Here is a 14,892-nt window from a genome sequence, read left to right as displayed (position 1 = left end):
TTTCTGTTAATTCATCATAGCCGGCAACATCGTCATCAAAAAAACCTCTTTTCTTACATGACTTGCTAACAAACTACCAAATAAAGGTGGGACAGCATTCCCAACTTGCCGAATTACATGTCTACCCGTGCCATAAAATTCCCACCAATCTGGAAATGTTTGGATTCGAGCACTTTCTCTTGGTGTAACTTCTCGAGGATAATGCGGATGAACATGTCCTTTACCACCACCTTTATCTGAACCAACGATAATTGTATAACTAGGTCTAGCTGGATGTAGTTTATTTATTCGAGTTAAAGGGTCGCGTTCGCCGAATTCAAGTCCTCTATACCTGTCAATAATTCTTTGGCTATGTTCTCTTCCGATGTGATTATAAGCACTTCCTTCGGTTGGAAGCGGCAATTCGCGCAACGCATCTTTAACTGTCGTATATGGACGTAAATTATTTAACAATCCCGGTTGATTGGCTTTATGGGTTTGTATCATTCGGCTGGCTTCTACACCATTTGAAGTCCCTATTATTATTATTCTAGACCGAAATTGAGGAATACCATAATTAGCAACATCATACTCGAAAGCACTAATGGTATATTCTCCGTTAAAAGAAAGAACTTCTATCAATTCTTTGTATAAATCGCCATTATGAATTGTTTTCAACCCAGAAACATTTTCAAACAGAAAACCTTTTGGTTTCAGTTCGTTGATAATTCTTGCATATTCATATACTAAATTTCCACGTGGATCTTCTAATCCTTTACGTTTTCCAAAAACTGAAAACGCCTGACAGGGTGGACCTCCAATTATAAAATCTATATCTTCTTTTGTCCTGGCAATTTTGTTAAGTATATCTTTACTATCCAAAGACCGAACATCGGTCGCTTCAACTAAATGTTCATTATAATAGGGTTGCCGACCTTGATTTAATTTTAGAGTTTCACATGAGTAGGTATCAATATCTGTTGAGTAAATTATGTTGAATCCTGCAGCCGAAAAACCCAAATCCAAACCACCACCGCCAGCAAAAAGAGAAACTGCATTTAATGCCATAAAAAATAATTTTCAAACAAACATACCGATTAATATAGATTAAAATATCTAAACACGCTAAATGCCCCCTACAAAAGTTTATAACAAATTAACATTTATACACTCAATTTCCATTATTAAAGGGTAAACCAAGAAATCAAATGAGTTTGTTGCTTAAGTTTATAGACGTGACTATTTAAATTAAAGTTCAGTTAATTCAAAATCCAAGAATCTAGTCCGTATCTTGCTTATAAAAAAACAAATGAGTATTTGGAATTATTATAAACGTGAATCACTGACAAGTATTTCAGAAGAGCAATTGATAGCTCTCGTCAATGGTATGAGTAGAAATGATATAATTGACTGGTTATCATGGAATGACTCTAATGGGATTTATAATGATGAACAGTCTTTAAAAGAATTAGGGAACATTATGACTAGAGAAGAAGGAATTGAAATTCTTTTAAGACAGGTTGAAGAAAACAGAGAGGAATCCGCCTAATTTTTATTAAGCTTCCATGAGCGATTTAACTTTAATAATCGTTGAAGAAGAAACAGAATTTAACTTACTGATTTCACGAATTGTTAAGCCTTTCCTTATACCTTTCATAATTTGAATAGATTTAGGTTTTTCTAAAAATGATTTATCATTCTCGATTGATCCACTTGGCCTGCCTAATTTCCCTCCGTTTTGAACGTAAATCATGCGACCTACGGCTGTGCGTTCTTTTATATTTTCCAGCTCTAATGTATAAATTGAGGCCATCACCGACGAAATCATCGACCATATTGGGTTCTTAATACCATTAGGTCTTGATTGAAGTCCATTATTTCGTATAACAACATTGATACCTTTTTCATCTAACCATGCTAACGTAGAAATTACATCTGATGTGCAACGTCCTAATCTACTAAATTCTTCTACTACCAATTCATCGACCTTACCAGCCTCTATCAGCGTGACTAGTTCTTTAAATTTCGGACGATCCGCGCAAGAAATTTTTCCGGATATTCTGTCATGTAGCGTTAAGTCGTATATATCGGTATCTGCTGTAAAGCGATTTCCTGATTGCTGAATTGTAGAGGTCCTATTATATTTTACTCTCATTTTGTTTTGTTTTTAATGTCACAATAAAAATAAAGCAAAACGCCCATATTGCCTCATAAAAAGCCATTATGTGGGCAACTTAATATGCTACACATTAAGTTATGAATAAAAGGGAAGCACAATTTATGTCTTTTGTTTCTCCCTATCATCGTTGAACATAATTAAACTACAATAGGTGAGTTCTGGGAGGCTTTCGTGTAAACACAATTAAACTACTATCGTTGAAAAAATTTATTCAAGGGAGACAGGGATATTAGATATATATCATATCGTATAAAATCAATATGTAACCATGAAAATTAAACCAAGACACATTCAGAGATTTGAAGCCTTCATTCAAAACTCCAAAGACCCTAACGACAAGGACCCGAAGGAAACAAAGGAAGATAAAAAGACTGCGCCAGTTGACGAGGACGAAGCAACACAAAGTGATAGCGAAGATGAAAATGATTCTATTGAGGAAATAAAAAATACTTTGCTGATCAAGAAAAAAAATACCCTTACCTATGGAAATCTACTATTTAATTGATGGAAAGAAATATTTAGATGGTTACCTGTTAAGGGAACATTTACAATTGAACAGATCTGAAATACAAAAACTATTGGATGCTTATCCTCTTCCAAAAGACGAGATTGTTAATGTTCAGAACAAAAAGCTTTTTCCTTTATCAACTATAAAATCATTAATAGAATCATTACTAAAAGAACATGAGTAACAAATTGACGATCCTTCAACAAAAGCGGTTGATTAAACTGAAGGAATATAATGATACACTCACTAGTAGTTGGAAAAAGAAATTAAAGAGAATAGAACTGCAAATATTAGATGCCCAAATTAATAGGATAAGAATTTTGAATCAATACAAATAATGAGTTTATTATAGTATCTTCTATAACCGGTATCACACTCTATGACCGACAATCACACTCTGGAATAAAAGTGATAGTTAAATGAGCCTAATCTATCAATCATTTAAACCGTTTTAGATGATTGATTGGTTGAATATGCTTAATAGATAAATAAATAATAGTAATATAATGAATAAGAATAAACTAATAAGGAAGTCAAAGACCACCGACAATAAAACAGACATTACACGAGCATTTAACAATCTGTCTCAAAATAAAAACCTATACCTTCTAACATTAACTGGTATTCCAACCACCAACGTTAAAGATTTAAATTTTCAACTAACTAATAATCTATTTAACACTATCAATGCTGATTATAAAAACAGCTTTGAATACATCAACTACCTTTTTATAATTGAATATGGTGGAATCATTTCAAAAAACGATGTTTCAAGTTCATTTATCAGGAACTTGGGGCTACATGCACATTGTATAATTAATACCTCTTTGTATGAACCACAATTAGAATTTTATATCAATACTGCTTTTAAAAAAATACCTAATTATAAGATCCAAAATATATCAAACAGCACTACCAAAAATGGATTACTTAATTATCTATTAAAACAAAGTGCTACGGGATTGATGACGAAAGAAAGTTATAACTATAAGATTTTGATTTAATAGTTATAACTTCTATTAAGTTTGAACATTAATTGTAATACGAAATGAGTTATAACTTAAAAGTCCTGACAAACGGCTTGGTGATTTGTGAAATATCAGTAGTCAATCCTGGCACTGGAAAAACTGCAACATGTAATGCTTTGATTGATACCGGTGCGGAAATAACTTTATTATGTCCTAGTGTATTTGACGAACTTGAATTTAATGATAATCAATTGGCGGAAGGGGGGACTTCGTCACTAGATGGTGACGGTAAATCGAAGGTTGCAATTGTAGATATGAAATTACCGTCTACTAATTGGACTAGCTTTCGAACCTTAGTTTATAGAAAAGATATATCAAAAAGGGTCGAATATGATGCCATTATTGGAGTAAACATTTTACGCAATTATCAATTTGTTTATCATGGTGCTAAAAAGACAGCTTGGCTAGATGAGGTTTAACTGAAATAGTCAAAACTTAATCTGACAGTTACGAAAAATTAAAACACGTAACTGAGATTAGTATTATGACAACACAAGCGAAGATCATCAAAAACAAGTTGGGCATATTGGAGCTTGCCCAGCATTTAGGAAACGTATCACAGGCCTGCAAAGTAATGGGCTACTCACGGGATAGTTTCTATCGTTTCAAAGAACTTTACGACCAGGGCGGAGAATTGGCCCTTCAGGAAATCAGCCGCAGGAAGCCAGTATTAAAGAATCGTGTGGAAGAACACGTTGAAAAAGCCGTTGTTGAGATGGCGATTGAGCAACCTGCTTTAGGCCAGTTAAGGGTTTCCAACGAGTTAAAAAAACAAGGCATATCAGTGTCTCCCGGTGGCGTAAGAAGTATCTGGTTACGCCACGATTTGCATACCTTTAAACTTCGTTTAAAAGCGCTGGAAGCCAAGTCAGCACAAGAAGGATTAGTATTGACAGAAGCGCAGGTTATTGCTTTAGAGAAAGCCAAAGAAGAAAAGAAAGCTCATGGTGAAATAGAAACACATCATCCCGGTTACTTAGGTGCTCAGGATACCTACTACGTCGGCAACATTAAAGGTGTCGGCCATATTTACCAACAGACATTTATTGATACCTACGCTAAAGTAGCCTTTACCAAACTGTATGACCGTAAAAATGCACTGGTTGCGGCAGAAATGCTTAATGATAAAGTTGTGCCTTTTTATGAGCAACACGAACTCCGTTTATTGAGGGTACTGACCGATAGAGGGACCGAATATTGCGGTGCAAGGGAACAACATGAGTATCAGTTATACCTGGCAATCGAAGACATCGACCATACCAAAACTAAAGCCAAAAGCCCGCAGACCAATGGTATTTGCGAACGGTTCCACCGGACCATTCAGGATGAGTTTTATGCAATTGCGTTTCGCAAAAAAATATACAGAAGCATAGCTGAATTGCAAGCTGATCTGGACAGGTGGATGTATAACTACAACAATGAAAGGACTCACAGTGGCAAGTACTGCTTCGGTAAAACACCGATGCAAACTTTCACCAGCAGTATTCCGATGGCCCAGGAAAAGTTATTGGAGAGACTCGCCGAAGACCAGATTCTTCAGAGCCCTCACAAAAAGGGCTCAGAAGAATCTGAGTCAATGCATTTAGACGAGAAAATATTATATTCACAAATTCCATCTGACAATCTTTAAAACCACCCGACTGTCAGATCAAGTTGTGGCTATTACAGTTTAACAAAATTTTAATATAAGATAACCCCCTCTCTCATGGGGGTTATCTTATTTGTAGTAAGATTGATTTTAATTTGCTGGAGTATCGGATGTAGTATTATCAGTTGATCCGCTAACCTTTGGGATAAATACGGGTAGCTTATCTAAATCAATTAAACGTTTTGTTTTAACAACTTTAGCACCCATCAACTTAAACATTATTTTGTTCAAGCTATTTTGATACATATCTAATACTTTACCTTGTATCATAACTTGGTCAATTACTATAAAATCCATTACCGGCGCACCAGTTACATAATGATCACCCACTACAAAGTCACCATCCATCAATGACTTATAGGTGGTTGGAAATGTGGTTTTCAATGTAGCCAGGCTTTCTAAAGCGTCTTTTTTTAATGATGCGTTTGTTTCAGCATCGTTACTACCCAAACCTTTTATTATATCCCTTTTTTCACTTGAATTTGAGAATGCGGAGTATATACTGGTTAATAGTTTAAATTCTGAATCAGGGGTAGTAATTTCTTCAATAAATTTCTTTGCGTTTTTATTATAAAAGAAAGTTACTGGTTGATTAGGAACAATGTTAGAGAAATCAGACTGTTTCAAATCCGTCTCTATACCGTAATAGGATACCATTTGACGTCCGTTTCCGTTATCACTTGGTTTATAAAACTTAAAGACTCCTTTGTCAATACTACCAGTGACACTAATGGTTTTATCCATATACTGGTTTTTTACTTGATCTGGACGAGCTGTAAAAATGTAATTTAAAGAGTCCAAATCATTGATTTGAGAAATAACATCAACCGCTGTGGGTTTAGTGACAGCCGAACTATCTGCGTTACTACTGGTTGAATCTTTGGATGAGTTATGGCAACTACTAAATACTAGCCCGGTCACGGCTATTGTTAAAATTACTTGTCCTGCCTTAAATAAAAACAGATTCTTAAATGCTGAAATTTCTTTTTTTTTCATTTGTTGTGTGTTTTAGATTGAAAATTTTTGAATTAAGCTAACATAAGGAGATTTCCTTTATCAACGTATCCGTTGATTGAAAATATTTTTAATATCAGGAAATTTCCAGTTATGGTTGACCCTAAAGAAAGAAACCCAGACTTGGTAATTTTAGGCGAGAGAATTAAAAAGGTTAGACTTGAAAAGGGATTGACTTTAAAGACATTAGCGCATTCAATTCGTAAGGATGCTCAGTCAATAAGTCGGGTAGAAATGGGAAAATTGAATCCTACTTATTTGTATCTTTTGGAAGTGTGTAAAGGTTTGGACATTAATGTATCAGAATTACTTAAAGGCTTGTCTATTGACGATAATTCCGAGCAGCCCGAAAGCTCCTCATCTATTTAGATAAGAAGCTAACGTTCCTTGTCAGACATTAATTTTTTGTGATTAAAAAGCCATCCTTTAACTTATTCACGGTTACTACCTTTTTACCTTGATTTTTATTGTAACGGTAGTAATAAGCACTGGGGGTGGTTTTAATTAACCAATCTTCTGTCTTTAGTCGGATGGCTTCACCTGGTTTTAAAGAGTCTAATTCTTTTTTGTAAAGTGTTTCCCTGTTTACACTTTTGTTAGCCTCTAATAATGTTTTTACAGCTTCAGATTTTAATATTTCCATGATTATAATTATTTATAGGGCTATTATAAGGAGGATAAACCACATTGCGGAATTTGGAACAAAAAAAAGACATTATCTTTTGAATAATGTCACATGACACTTTTGATATAAAAAATATAAATTATTCCAAAATCACACCTAATTTATTGTCTCTTACCATTACATCATGATAATATTTGCAATAATCATCCCAAGCGAAATCGACAACCTCATCAATATTAGTGCGTCCATCATTAGCATGAACTTCAAATAAGCCATCTAATAAATAACTGACAGACGGCACACCTAAAAATTTTAGAAACAATTCGTCCTCTAGATCGAATTTATGCTCAAATCCATCGGGATAATAATCCAATTGTCCAATAGTTACTAAATAGTCCACCATATAACCATCTAAGTAATATGACAATTGCTCCTTAACTTCATCTATTGTCCAAAACTCACCTATCAACATATATTTCCGTTGCATATACAATTCGTCAAATTTTATCAAACTGAAATAATCTAGTTTTGAGATGAATTTTTCCATTTGTTTCGATTTCATAATTTTATTTTGTTGTTAATAATTTAAAGACACATTAAACCCACCCCGATAAGTCAGGGGAAATTATAAAGGAAATATTTACAGGTGAACCACTACATTTTGAAATAGTGAATTAGATACTTGTGAATAATTATATCTAAATAGTTTAACCTTTCTATGGATATAGAATGAGGTGGTTTGAGGTTCATTCAAACACTTAATTGAGATAAAATTGAAAGCTCTCTATTTATCTTTTTGTTGACACAAAGGTAAACCAAAGATTGTTGGTCTCAAAGGAAAAACGCTGAAACAAAATAGGCGTAACATAAAATAGTTTAACCTTGATAATCAGACGAATACTAAAACACAACAAAATCGCTGATGGTATGGTGCGGCGAACGGAAGGGCCGCGTGGTAACCAAAGCATCCGCAGCGGCCAGCTTACCGGCCACAGAATGGATCTTGGTGGTCTCCAATGATTCGTGTAAACTCAAAGGAGGCAAAATAGAGGGCAGCCTGCGGGCCAGCATGGTTTTGCCCGCTCCGGGCGGACCGATCAGGATCACATTATGCCCGCCTGCCGCAGCAATTTCCAGCGCGCGTTTGATGTTTTCCTGGCCGCGCACTTCGCTAAAATCGCTGTCGTAACTGGTAAGGCTTTTATAAAATTCTTCGCGGGTATTTACCACTTCGGCGGTGAGCTGCGTTTTGCCGTTAAAAAAGTCGGCCACTTCGCTGATGCTTTCCACGCCGTACACTTCCAGGTCGTTTACAATAGCCGCTTCGCGGGCGTTTTGTTTGGGCAGGATAAAACCTTTGTAACCCTCTTTACGGGCCTGAATGGCGATGGGTAAGGCGCCTTTAATGGGCTGCAGCCCGCCATCCAGCGAAAGTTCGCCCATGATGATGTATTTATCCAGATCTTCATTCTCTACCTGGCCTGAGCTGGCGAGGATGCCGATGGCTATAGGCAGATCGTATGCCGAGCCTTCTTTGCGGATATCGGCAGGCGCCATGTTGACGATGATTTTTTGCCGTGGCATGCGGAAATTATTGGTTTGCAGCGCAGCCTCTATCCGTTGCATGGATTCGCGTACGGCATTGTCAGGCAGGCCTACGATGAGGTAGAAGGGTTTGCCGCCCCCGCTGATATTTACCTCCATGGTGATGGTGATCGCCTCGATACCATATACTGCACTGCCAAAAGTTTTAACCAACACGCTGATAAAGTTTGTTTGAGGCGAAAGGTAAATAATTTTATTTACGGGTTAAAATCAGCATGAAATTATATGGATTTATTTTCGTTTGCGCTACTTTTCAAAGTAATGCAATGTCACCGTTTCTCCGTCAAAACTTGCATAGGTGCTGCTTAACACCCATTCGCCCAGGTTGATGTAGCGGGTTTCGGGGTTTAACTGAATATCCAGGGGCATATGCCTGTGCCCGAAGACCATGTAGTCATAAAATTGGGTTTGCAGCACCTCCCGGCAATAAACCACCAGCCATTCCTGCTGCCCTGGTTTGTGGTCTTCCTTTTTTTCGTTGGCTATCCGGCTGTTACGCGACCAGTAATTGGCAATCCCTACCCCCAGGTTGGGGTGAATCCTGGCAAAAAGCCATTGGCAAAGCCTGCTGCGGAAGATCTTCTTCAGCATTTTGTAAAAGTTATCGCCGGGGCCCAGGCCGTCGCCGTGGTGCAGGTAAAACTTTTTGCCGCTGCGCTCAATCACCAGCTCGTTGCTGATGATGGTGGCGCCAAGTTCTGTTTCAAAATAATCAAACATCCACATATCGTGGTTGCCCTTAAAAAGGTAGAGTTTTATGCCGGCGTCGGCCAGCTCGGCCAGTTTACCCAAAAAGCGAATGTACCCTTTTGGCACCACCGTTTTATATTCGAACCAAAAATCAAAAACATCGCCCATTAAAAACACCTCGGCAGCATCGTGTTTGATGCTATCGAGCCAGCGCACCAAACGGTCTTCGCGTTCGCGTGATTTTTGGTATGTACCCGTACCTAAGTGAAAGTCGGAGGCGAAGTATAGTTTATTTCGGATGGCCATTGCGGCAGTAAAAATAAGGGAAAAGAATTGGGAATCAAGAGGCAAAAGCCAGTAGGATAAAAACAGCAAAGGAGGGCTTAGCACAGCCCTCCTTGCTTAAGGTATTGCTCAAAAATAATTTTCTGTTTTAAAATCAGGCTACATTGCGGCCCGGCGACGCCTCTTCACAAATTTTGTTCACCAGGTCCCTTGATAAGGGTTTGGTCATGAACGAATTTACACAGGCGTATTTTTTTGAATGAAAAACATCAGCTGACCGGATGGAAGAACTCATGATGTGTACCTGTACTCTTTTTTTTGCGCCACTGTTAAACGTTTCCAGTTCGTCAAGAAATTCCCAGCCGGTAAGTTCGGGCATGTCAAGGTCGAGTAAAATCAAATCCGGCAGTGAGCCTGTTTCTTTGTTTTGTTCCAGGTAATCTAAAACTAAGCGGCCATCATAGGTATACGTGGCTTGTTCACAGTTATAGTTATTATGCAATAACCTTTGCATAATGTAGTGATCTGTGGGGTTATCATCAATAACAACAAGTTTGCACATGGTTAATCAGGGTTTTGCTTCGCAGGTTATTCAGTTGTTAAAATTAACGCTTTTATTTTATAAAATGCTATTTCAAGTACTTGTTAATTGTAAGGCAAACAGTATGCCAGCGTACTTAACCATCAACATTTGTTCTATAATTATTGTTTTAGGATAATAATTATTTCCGTGGTTAACTTTAGTGTTATTATCGCATTTAGCTTATAATGGTGTGTGGAAATTCTGTTTCACATTGGGAAAATATAAATTCCCGCTAATTCATCACAACGCTCCATTTTTATTAACCATTAAAAACGTTTATTTTAGTCGCCCCATAAATGACTTTTTTTACCCGGCCAAAAAACCTGCAGGAAGCAGATGATGTTAAGCTGCTGAAACTTTACCGCGAAAGTGGTGACCTTTCGGTTTTGGGGCAATTGTTTGAAAAACAAATGCCTTTGATTTACGGCGTTTGCCTGAAATATTTAAAGGACGAAGAACTGGCAAAGGACGCTGTGATGGGGATTTTTGAAGAGTTAATAAGCAAGGCCAAAGAGCACGATATCAAACAGTTCCGCAGCTGGCTTTATGTTTTGAGCAGAAATTATTGTTTGATGCAGCTACGGTCAGGAAAAAGGATGGAGATGGTTAATTTGGATGATTTTATGGAATTTACCCCTGAATTGCATCCTGATACTGGTGACCGCGAAGCAGCCCTTAAAGCGCTGGAATTGTGTATGGAAAAGCTGCCCGCGAATCAAAAACAAAGTATTAACTTATTTTATTTTAGCGAGAAGTGCTACAAGGAAATTGCCGACAGCACCGGTTTTAGCTTAAATGATGTAAAAAGTTACATCCAGAACGGGAAACGTAACCTTAAAATTTGCCTGGAGAAGAATAGTGCATAAAAGAGAAGCCGACATATTGCAAATAAGGAAGTACCTGAACGGGGAACTTGATGCCAGGGCTATGCACCAGCTGGAACGGCGGGCACAGGATGATCCGTTTTTAATGGATGCTCTGGAGGGCTACGGACCGGCAAAGGGGGATCAGCAAAAACAGCTTAATGAATTGTCAGCGCGGTTAAAAAGCCGCATTGAACCGAAGACAGGAAGGATAGTTCCTTTTCGTTATTTAAGTATTGCGGCATCTTTACTGTTGTTTTGTGCTGCGGGCATATGGTGGTATAACAAAACCAACAGCAATTTATATAAAAGAAAAGTGCTGGCAACCAATTTGGTTATACAAAAACCTGCAGGCGCACCTGCCGATCTGGTAAAACCACCGGGTGCCACCCCTATAAAACCCGTTGAAAAAGATAAAACGGCAAGCATCTTCAAAAAATCAGCCCGCACATTGACCCCTACTATTGCAGCCGACCAGGCTGTTAGGGAAAAGCCGCCGGGAGTGCGGGATTTGGTGGTCAGCAAACCTGCAGCCAACAGCAAGGCAGGGAATCTGGCGCCCGCGGATTCAACACCGGTTGACGAAATGATTGTGATGGAATATAAGGCAAAGCCACCTATCGATACTTCATTATTTGTGAGGAAAGGCACGTTGGTGGCAGGTGCTGATAAAAAACTCACGGTTCAACAGTTACCGGGTAAAGCGCCCGGGGTAACCATTCACAATAACAACGCGCGGGAAAGCGATTTGAACAAACTTGCCAGCGGTGGCGGGGTTGCAGGCGGCCTGGCACTGAACCAGCTTTTAAACAATCAAAGCATACAGGGCAGAGTTATAGCGCAGGATGACGGCCTGCCCATCCAGGGCGCCTCAGTAAAAGTTGCCGGTACCAGTAAAGTTACCAAAACGGATGCTGAGGGGCGGTTTCAGCTAAAGGCTGACAGCAGCCGGAGCAAGCTGGTTATTGCAGGAGTAGGGTACCAAACACGCCAGGTGAGCGCCAATAACCGCGACTCGGTTAAAAATATCGCTTTAGCGCCAAGCAGCGGTGCTTTAAGTGAAGTGGTGGTTACGGGGTATACCGCACAGAATAAAGAAGCTGATGAGGATACTGCCGTGGTAAAGGCTCACCCAAAGAATGGTTGGAGTGGATACAAAAAATATTTAAAAACAAATGCGGTTTCGCCTGATCAAAAAATTGGGATAGTACGACTATCTTTTATGGTGTACAAAAATGGCGGCATTGCCGATATTAAAATAATAAAAGGGATTAGCCCGGCCACGGATAGAAAAGCAACTGACCTGGTTAAAAACGGGCCGCAATGGGCCGGAAATTCTTCCGGGAGGCCGGAACAGGTTTATTTGCGGATCAGGTTTACCAACTAAGTTTTTTAATGCTTCTTGCTGTCGGCAAAAGCAAATACTTTTTGCAACAAAGGGGTTGACCGTGCCCCGGTATTTTTCCGGATATTTAATTCTTCCAATGCAATCTGGTAAAACAAACCATCAATCGCTTTTTGCGTGGCATAGTCGCTAAGGTCGGGGTTTAACCTTTTTACAAAAGGAAGTTTATTGTATTCTCTGGCGGCATCGCCGTAGTATTTTGTAGCACCTACTTTAGCCAGACTGGCATTTATCACAGGTTTAAAAGCCAAGACCAATTGCGCGGTAGTAGCCTGCTTAAAATATTGGGTGGCGGCATCCTGCGGACCAAACAAAATTTTGTCAACATCCTGAAGTGTCATTTTTTTAATTGCATCGATAAATATCGGTTTTGCCTGTTTGGCGGCGTCCTCGGCGGCACGGTTTAACGAGAGGATAACATTATCACACAGTTTATTAAAGCCCAGTCCCCGGAGTGTTTTTTCGGCGTTCTTCGCTTCCGGCGGAAAAACGATCTTTATGGCTGCGTTGCCAAAAAAACCGTCTACAGCCGAAAGCTGGTCGGTGCTTTTCGAGGTGCCCTGAAGCAAGGCATCTTTCAGCCCTTTACCGATTTCAGAAGTTGAAGGCAATTGCAACTGGAATTTCTCCGTAGTATTTGGGATTTGTTTATTTCCGGAAAAACTAAACGAAAAAAAAAGGACTGGAACAAGCAATAGTAGTGTTTTCATGGGTAGCTGGTAAATGATTTTTCAAAGGCAATGATAATGATTTGGTTTGATTAGTTTTAATAAACCCCCAAATTTCACCATTGAAAAAGGTTAATTACCCTGGTAAAAATGTCCTTAACAGGGCAAACATTATTGCTGCAATAATTGCTGAAACAGGAATAGTGATTACCCAGGCCCATATGATATTGAGTGTTAGCCCCCAGCGCACTGCTGATAACCGTTTGGTTAAGCCAACGCCAATGATTGACCCCGTAATGGTGTGTGTTGTTGAAACAGGGATACCAAAATACTGCGTAAAGAACAGGGTTAACGCGCCCGCGGTTTCAGCGCTTACACCTTCAAGAGGAGTTATTTTTGTAATTCTTGAGCCCATTGTTTTTACGATCTTCCAGCCGCCACTCATGGTTCCAAGCGCAATGGCAGAATAACAAGCCAGGGGGATCCAGTTTGGCATCGGGTCGCCCTGTTTAATAACGTGAGCCGTAAATACCGCAACGTAAAGAATACCCATTACTTTTTGGGCATCATTGCCCCCATGCGCGTAGCTTAATGCCGCAGACGACACCAGTTGCAGGCGTTTAAACCAACGCTCGGCAGTAGCGGGGCGGGCTTTTTTGCAGATATGCAGGATCAATACGGTTACAATATAGGCGATGATCAATCCAATAACCGGCGCCAGTACAATATAGGCAAGGATGGTTAAAACGTAACTCATTTTTACAGCGCTTAACGCACTTGAACCCATATAAAGGGCATTGGTGATACCGGCGCCCGCAAAACCGCCGATTAACGTATGCGACGAGCTTGAAGGGATCCCAAACCACCAGGTAATTAAGTTCCAGCTAATGGCTGCAATCAACCCGGCCAGGATCACATTCATAGTTACAAAATGTGCGTTAACAATTTTCGATATCGTGTTGGCTACCTTATGGTCTTTAACAAAAAAGTAAACCAGGAAATTAAAAGCAGCAGCCCACATCACCGCCTGGAAAGGCGAAAGCACCTTGGTTGAAACGATGGTAGCAATAGAGTTGGCCGCATCGTGAAAGCCATTGGTATAGTCAAACAGCAGGGCAAGGCAAATAACAACAATAAGTATGGGGGTCATCGTTTATTGCTTATGCGTTTTTAACTAAAATAGATTCCATTACATTTGCGGCATCTTCGCACATATCGGTAGCTGTTTCCAGCGAAGACAGGATCTCTTTATATTTGATCAGGCGGATCGCATCCGTTTCATACAAAAACAAGTCGGCAACGGCACGGTCAAAAATATGGTCGGCCTGGTTTTCAATGCTGTTTATCCTGATACATGAATCGGCTATATTACGCTTGTTTTTCAGGTCCCTTAATTCCTTAATGGCCTTTTCCAGTTCAATACTGCCCTGTAAAATTAAATCTGAAAGCTTTTTTATGTGCTCATTAAAATCATCAATCCGGTATAGGCTCATCCTGTTTGCAGCACCCTGTATATTGTCGGCAACATCGTCAATCGCCGATGCCAACTGGTGGATGTCTTCACGATCGAAGGGCGTGATAAAGTTTTTGCCCAACTCGAGGTAAAGTTGATGGGTTATTTCATCACCCTTGTTTTCTAATTTATCAATTTGCCTGATCAGGTCCTCGCGGGTGGCCGGGTTAGTGGTATTAACAGCCTCAACCAATATGGTTGCCATCACAACAGCGTTATTTGCTGCCTGTTCAAACAATGGAAAAAATACTTTTTTATCCTTCGGGGTGAAGTACTGGAAGATGCTGTTAAGTGACATT

At 39.3% G+C, this 14,892-nt stretch carries 18 protein-coding genes and 1 pseudogene; 8 read left to right on the top strand and 11 right to left on the bottom strand.

What is annotated here, in order from left to right:
- Nucleotides 1-6 precede the first annotated feature (6 nt).
- Nucleotides 7-1,047, bottom strand: a complete 1,041-nt coding sequence (locus MgSA37_RS24555; protein ID WP_096355956.1) for a DNA cytosine methyltransferase — start codon at nucleotides 1,045-1,047, stop codon at nucleotides 7-9.
- Nucleotides 1,048-1,288: 241 nt separating this feature from the next.
- Here MgSA37_RS24555 and MgSA37_RS24550 point away from each other — a divergent pair, with 241 nt between their 5' ends.
- Nucleotides 1,289-1,528 carry a hypothetical protein gene (locus MgSA37_RS24550; protein WP_157750720.1) on the top strand — a complete coding sequence of 80 codons (240 nt, stop codon included), beginning with the start codon at nucleotides 1,289-1,291 and terminating at the stop codon, nucleotides 1,526-1,528.
- A 6-nt stretch (nucleotides 1,529-1,534) separates the two neighbouring features.
- Here the strand turns inward: MgSA37_RS24550 and MgSA37_RS24545 are convergent, their stop codons facing one another.
- Nucleotides 1,535-2,134, bottom strand: a complete 600-nt coding sequence (locus MgSA37_RS24545) for a recombinase family protein (RefSeq protein ID WP_096355952.1) — start codon at nucleotides 2,132-2,134, stop codon at nucleotides 1,535-1,537.
- Nucleotides 2,135-2,426: 292 nt separating this feature from the next.
- Between MgSA37_RS24545 and MgSA37_RS24540 the strand changes: the two genes are divergently transcribed.
- The 4 genes from MgSA37_RS24540 (at nucleotide 2,427) to MgSA37_RS24520 (ending at nucleotide 5,324) form a co-directional block, all read left to right on the top strand.
- Nucleotides 2,427-2,663 carry a hypothetical protein gene (locus MgSA37_RS24540; protein ID WP_096355950.1) on the top strand — a complete coding sequence of 79 codons (237 nt, stop codon included), beginning with the start codon at nucleotides 2,427-2,429 and terminating at the stop codon, nucleotides 2,661-2,663.
- Nucleotides 2,664-3,172: 509 nt separating this feature from the next.
- Nucleotides 3,173-3,670 (top strand): hypothetical protein, encoded by a 498-nt coding sequence (locus MgSA37_RS24530; RefSeq protein WP_096355946.1) that lies wholly within the window; start codon nucleotides 3,173-3,175, stop codon nucleotides 3,668-3,670.
- Between the two features lie 44 nt (nucleotides 3,671-3,714).
- Nucleotides 3,715-4,113: an aspartyl protease family protein gene (locus tag MgSA37_RS24525; protein ID WP_096355944.1), complete on the top strand. Its 399-nt coding sequence runs from the start codon at nucleotides 3,715-3,717 to the stop codon at nucleotides 4,111-4,113.
- A gap of 65 nt (nucleotides 4,114-4,178) precedes the next feature.
- Nucleotides 4,179-5,324, top strand: coding sequence for an IS481 family transposase (locus MgSA37_RS24520; RefSeq protein WP_096352439.1), 1,146 nt, complete (start codon nucleotides 4,179-4,181; stop codon nucleotides 5,322-5,324).
- A 108-nt stretch (nucleotides 5,325-5,432) separates the two neighbouring features.
- Here the strand turns inward: MgSA37_RS24520 and MgSA37_RS24515 are convergent, their stop codons facing one another.
- Nucleotides 5,433-6,338, bottom strand: coding sequence for a hypothetical protein (locus MgSA37_RS24515; RefSeq protein ID WP_096355942.1), 906 nt, complete (start codon nucleotides 6,336-6,338; stop codon nucleotides 5,433-5,435).
- A gap of 72 nt (nucleotides 6,339-6,410) precedes the next feature.
- Here MgSA37_RS24515 and MgSA37_RS24510 point away from each other — a divergent pair, with 72 nt between their 5' ends.
- Nucleotides 6,411-6,725: a helix-turn-helix domain-containing protein gene (locus MgSA37_RS24510; RefSeq protein ID WP_197706039.1), complete on the top strand. Its 315-nt coding sequence runs from the start codon at nucleotides 6,411-6,413 to the stop codon at nucleotides 6,723-6,725.
- A gap of 28 nt (nucleotides 6,726-6,753) precedes the next feature.
- On the opposite strand, the gene MgSA37_RS24505 is transcribed toward MgSA37_RS24510, so the two are convergent.
- From MgSA37_RS24505 to MgSA37_RS24485, 5 genes and pseudogenes are all read right to left on the bottom strand, one after another.
- Entirely contained in the window at nucleotides 6,754-6,999 is a 246-nt protein-coding gene (locus MgSA37_RS24505) for a hypothetical protein (RefSeq protein ID WP_096355938.1), read from the bottom strand.
- Between the two features lie 121 nt (nucleotides 7,000-7,120).
- Nucleotides 7,121-7,543, bottom strand: coding sequence for a hypothetical protein (locus MgSA37_RS24500; protein ID WP_096355936.1), 423 nt, complete (start codon nucleotides 7,541-7,543; stop codon nucleotides 7,121-7,123).
- Nucleotides 7,544-7,896: 353 nt separating this feature from the next.
- Nucleotides 7,897-8,742 (bottom strand): annotated as a pseudogene (locus MgSA37_RS24495) (YifB family Mg chelatase-like AAA ATPase); the annotation flags it as partial.
- A 90-nt stretch (nucleotides 8,743-8,832) separates the two neighbouring features.
- Nucleotides 8,833-9,582: a UDP-2,3-diacylglucosamine diphosphatase gene (locus MgSA37_RS24490; protein ID WP_096355934.1), complete on the bottom strand. Its 750-nt coding sequence runs from the start codon at nucleotides 9,580-9,582 to the stop codon at nucleotides 8,833-8,835.
- A 133-nt stretch (nucleotides 9,583-9,715) separates the two neighbouring features.
- The gene (locus MgSA37_RS24485; RefSeq protein ID WP_096355932.1) at nucleotides 9,716-10,123 is read right to left on the bottom strand and encodes a response regulator; all 408 of its coding nucleotides are present in this window, start codon (nucleotides 10,121-10,123) and stop codon (nucleotides 9,716-9,718) included.
- Nucleotides 10,124-10,440: 317 nt separating this feature from the next.
- On the opposite strand from MgSA37_RS24485, the gene MgSA37_RS24480 reads away from it, so the two are divergent.
- Nucleotides 10,441-11,010 (top strand): RNA polymerase sigma factor, encoded by a 570-nt coding sequence (locus tag MgSA37_RS24480; RefSeq protein WP_096355930.1) that lies wholly within the window; start codon nucleotides 10,441-10,443, stop codon nucleotides 11,008-11,010.
- A complete protein-coding gene (locus MgSA37_RS24475; RefSeq protein WP_096355928.1) occupies nucleotides 11,003-12,394 on the top strand; it encodes a carboxypeptidase-like regulatory domain-containing protein in 1,392 nt (463 codons plus the stop codon). Before MgSA37_RS24480 ends, MgSA37_RS24475 begins: the two co-directional genes overlap by 8 nt.
- A 5-nt stretch (nucleotides 12,395-12,399) precedes the next feature.
- On the opposite strand, the gene MgSA37_RS24470 is transcribed toward MgSA37_RS24475, so the two are convergent.
- The 3 genes from MgSA37_RS24470 to MgSA37_RS24460 all read right to left on the bottom strand — a co-directional run bounded on the left by MgSA37_RS24470 (nucleotide 12,400) and on the right by MgSA37_RS24460 (nucleotide 14,891).
- Nucleotides 12,400-13,122 carry a DUF4197 domain-containing protein gene (locus MgSA37_RS24470; RefSeq protein WP_096355926.1) on the bottom strand — a complete coding sequence of 241 codons (723 nt, stop codon included), beginning with the start codon at nucleotides 13,120-13,122 and terminating at the stop codon, nucleotides 12,400-12,402.
- Nucleotides 13,123-13,216: 94 nt separating this feature from the next.
- Nucleotides 13,217-14,230, bottom strand: a complete 1,014-nt coding sequence (locus MgSA37_RS24465; protein ID WP_096355924.1) for an inorganic phosphate transporter — start codon at nucleotides 14,228-14,230, stop codon at nucleotides 13,217-13,219.
- Nucleotides 14,231-14,240: 10 nt separating this feature from the next.
- The gene (locus tag MgSA37_RS24460) at nucleotides 14,241-14,891 is read right to left on the bottom strand and encodes a DUF47 domain-containing protein (RefSeq protein ID WP_096355922.1); all 651 of its coding nucleotides are present in this window, start codon (nucleotides 14,889-14,891) and stop codon (nucleotides 14,241-14,243) included.
- Between the last annotated feature and the right edge of the window lies 1 nt (nucleotide 14,892).

The sequence above is a fragment of the Mucilaginibacter gotjawali genome (genome assembly GCF_002355435.1).
GTDB lineage: Bacteria > Bacteroidota > Bacteroidia > Sphingobacteriales > Sphingobacteriaceae > Mucilaginibacter > Mucilaginibacter gotjawali.
The sequence above is the reverse complement of the archived record's forward strand: the minus strand, read 5'-3'. Positions and strand labels throughout refer to the sequence as shown.